We start from the raw sequence: 2,954 nt of genomic DNA, 5'->3' as shown, positions 1-2,954 counted from the left end.
GGAAACTTACAACACTGTCCGTGGCCACAGCGCACTCGGTGGACTACCTCCCACCAGCCGCCTGTAACCAACCTCCTGGCCGGGTACAACTAGGCTCGCTCCATGTCCGAGGAGGTCACGGCGCCGGGTAGCCGGCCGGGAAAGGGGCATCGGCTGACAGACCAGACGAGCCGGACCGCGCCGCCGAGCCTGCACTGGCGCACCGTGCTGCCGGCGATCGGGGTGTCGCTGAGCGCGTTCCTGCTGTTCGGGCTGCAGCTGCCCGGCTGGGGGCATGCGCTGCTGGTGGTCAGTCTGGCGGCGGCCTGGTGGTCCGACCGGGAGCTGGGCAAGGACCTGACCCTGGTGGGCATCGGGGTGGCGATCGTGTCCACCACCTCGGTCGCAGCGGACGTGCACTGGGACCGGTTCTTCACCATCGGCACCGTGCTCGCGCTCGCAGTGGCCACCCCGCTGTTGGTGGACCGCCTGGTGTACCGGCGCCGGGCGATCCGGTTCCCATGGCGCACCGGGAAGAAGTGGTCCCGGGTCGAGCGCAGCTACCTGGTGCTGGTGCCCTTCCTCGGCTGGCTGATCCTGCCGTTCTACTTCATCCGCTCCGGGGCCTACCTGAACTGGCCGCACATCACCTCGGGGAGCGAGCTGGGCCGGTTCTTCGTGGGCGTGAACTTCGTGGGCACGTGGGACGAGCTGTTCTTCATCTGCACCTGCTTCGTGCTGCTGCGCCGGCACTTCCCGGTATGGGCGGCGAACCTGCTGCAGGCCACGATCTTCGTCTCCTTCCTGTGGGAGCTCGGCTACCGGGAGTGGGGCCCGTTCCTCACCGCACCGTTCGCGCTGCTGCAGGGCTGGATCTTCACCAAGACCGGGTCGCTCACCTATGTGCTGATCGTGCACCTGCTCTTCGACGTGGTGGTGTTCGCCTCGATCGTGCATGCGCACAACCCGACCTGGATCCCGATCTTTCTGGTGTGATGCTGGCGGCGCAGCACGAGTAGCACCCCGACAGGTGTCGATAGGGGTGTCCACCACGAACGTCGACATCGATGGGACTCACCAGTATGGGTACCCATATCGACTGATATGGTGAGCAGTATGAAGACGACGATCGACATTCCGGATGAGGTGATGCGCCGGGTGCGGGAGGTGGCGCGCCAGCGGGGTACGACCATGCGGGAGCTGATGCTCGAAGGGCTGCGGAACGAGCTGGAACGGGACGTGGAAGAGATGCCGCCGACTGATTTCGTGTTCACCGCTGTAGGCGGTGATGGCCGCTCGCCCGAGATCGCAGCTGACGAGGTGATCGACGTCGCGTACGGGCTGCCACAGTGATTGCGATCGACACCAACCTGCTGGTCTATGCGCACCGGCGTGATGCGGCTGGCCATCAGGCGGCTCGTGAGGCCTTGGCGTCACTGGCTCGGTCCGGGCGTCGTTGGGCCGTGCCCTGGCCCTGCGTGCACGAGTTCCTGGCCATCGTGACGCACCCGCGGATCTATCGACCACCGACCGAGAGCAGTGTCGGAATGACTGCGATGGCGGATCTGCAGCGGCTGCCGCAGGTGATGTTCTTGGCGGAGACCGGCGACCATCTGGACATCCTCGGTCGGCTGCTCGGCTCTGACCGGGTCATCGGCGCAAAGGTGCACCATGCCCGGGTCGCCGCCATCTGCATCGGCCACGGTGTGGACGTGCTCTGGTCCGCTGACCGCGACTTCAGCTATTTCCCGGAGCTGCGCACGCACAATCCGTTGGCTGCGTGATGACCCCGCCGCGTGGAAGATCGGTGGTGTCATAGCCCCAGCAGACGTACTCACGAACGGCTCAGGCGATCTGGCGCAGGTGGGTGCTGGCGCGGCAGCCGGGTCCGCAGGGGCGCAGGTCGCCACGGTAGCCGCGGCTGCGCTCAGCGGCGACGATGTCGGCAGCCAGCCGGCAGGGGTCGTAGTAGACGTCCACCCACTCCGCCCGGAGGGTCACCACGCCGCGGGCTGCTGTGGCCCGGTCCCGCCGGATGTCGGCGGACCGGCGATCCTGGTGCGCGACCCGGCCGTCCACCTCCACGACCAGGCGGTGGTCGTCGTCGACGAAGTCCCGGCGGATGGAGAGCTCACCGAGGCGGTCTGGCACGGCGATGCGCAGCGGCGGCAGCCCATGTGCTCGCACCACGCGGGTGAGGAAGTCCACCTCCAGCACGCTCTCGGCTCCCTCGGCCACGATGCCCAGGGACAGCTCGAGGGCGCGGCGGTGCCGGTGCGTGCGGCGGCGGTCGAGCTCGGTGACCAGCTGGCCGACCCGGACTGCGCGCTGCTGCACGGCACGGGCGGCGACGGCGATCGCATCCTCACGGGAGGCCGTGGGCAGATCGCCGAGGTCAATCACCGTGAATGCCGGTGCGGTGACCGGGAGCCCGCGGCGGTAGGCGGTGACCAGCCGGCGCCGGCGGCGCACCCTGGTTGCGGGACGGCGTTGTCGCCGCGCCGTGACCAGGATGTCGACCTGGATCAGCTGCGGTGGGCGCGGCACCAGCCCGAGCAGGAACGCTGCGGACTCCAGTGACAGGGCGGCACCATGCCCATAGCCGAGCACAGCCGCGCTCGCCCGTGCGAACCAGTCGAGCGGTTGGTCGTGCACGGCGTACACGCCCGGGTGCACCCGCTGCCACCTGCCGGAGTCCAGCCGCCACCGGACCGCTTCGGCGCCGAGGTGCTCAACGGCCTGCGCGCGGGAGACCACGCCAAACTGCTCGGCGGCCAGGTGGGTGAGGTCCATACCTCCCACCTTGGCGTCTGAGCTCGTCCCCCGGAGGCGCTATCCACAGCCCCGCCACCCTCGCGTGGACGATTACTGGTGCTATAGCGGCTCTTCCGGATTCAGAGTGCGTAGGGCGTCGTCGCTGACGGCGAGCTGAGGCGGATCGTGAGCGGGCCTTGGGTGAAGATGGAGGTGCTCAA

At 68.4% G+C, this 2,954-nt stretch carries 4 protein-coding genes; 3 read left to right on the top strand and 1 reads right to left on the bottom strand.

The features are described from left to right. The first annotated feature begins 102 nt into the window (after positions 1-102). The 3 genes from K338_RS0119375 to K338_RS0119365 all read left to right on the top strand — a co-directional run bounded on the left by K338_RS0119375 (position 103) and on the right by K338_RS0119365 (position 1,763). A complete protein-coding gene (locus tag K338_RS0119375) occupies positions 103-975 on the top strand; it encodes a CPBP family intramembrane glutamic endopeptidase (RefSeq protein ID WP_157612655.1) in 873 nt (290 codons plus the stop codon). Positions 976-1,095: 120 nt separating this feature from the next. Then, on the top strand, positions 1,096-1,332 hold the full coding sequence (locus K338_RS0119370) for a ribbon-helix-helix protein, CopG family (RefSeq protein WP_051155017.1): 237 nt from the start codon (positions 1,096-1,098) through the stop codon (positions 1,330-1,332). Next, on the top strand, positions 1,329-1,763 hold the full coding sequence (locus K338_RS0119365) for a type II toxin-antitoxin system VapC family toxin (RefSeq protein WP_022919788.1): 435 nt from the start codon (positions 1,329-1,331) through the stop codon (positions 1,761-1,763). The genes K338_RS0119370 and K338_RS0119365 overlap by 4 nt, the downstream gene beginning before the upstream one ends. A 61-nt stretch (positions 1,764-1,824) precedes the next feature. Here K338_RS0119365 and K338_RS24870 read toward each other — a convergent pair whose 3' ends face one another. Continuing rightward, complete coding sequence (locus K338_RS24870; RefSeq protein WP_022919787.1) at positions 1,825-2,772, bottom strand: type IV toxin-antitoxin system AbiEi family antitoxin domain-containing protein; 948 nt, start codon at positions 2,770-2,772, stop codon at positions 1,825-1,827. Positions 2,773-2,954: the final 182 nt, after the last annotated feature.

Origin of the sequence: Ruania albidiflava DSM 18029 (assembly GCF_000421225.1) — a bacterium.
In the GTDB taxonomy this organism is placed as follows: domain Bacteria; phylum Actinomycetota; class Actinomycetes; order Actinomycetales; family Beutenbergiaceae; genus Ruania; species Ruania albidiflava.
The sequence above is the reverse complement of the archived record's forward strand: the minus strand, read 5'-3'. Positions and strand labels throughout refer to the sequence as shown.

What these genes read in the sequence shown, in the direction of transcription:
- K338_RS0119370 (WP_051155017.1), top strand. Translation starts at nt 1,096, where the DNA reads ATGAAGACGACGATCGACATTCCGGATGAGGTGATGCGCCGGGTGCGG.
- K338_RS24870 (WP_022919787.1), bottom strand. Translation starts at nt 2,772, where the DNA reads ATGGACCTCACCCACCTGGCCGCCGAGCAGTTTGGCGTGGTCTCCCGC.
- K338_RS0119375 (WP_157612655.1), top strand. Translation starts at nt 103, where the DNA reads ATGTCCGAGGAGGTCACGGCGCCGGGTAGCCGGCCGGGAAAGGGGCAT.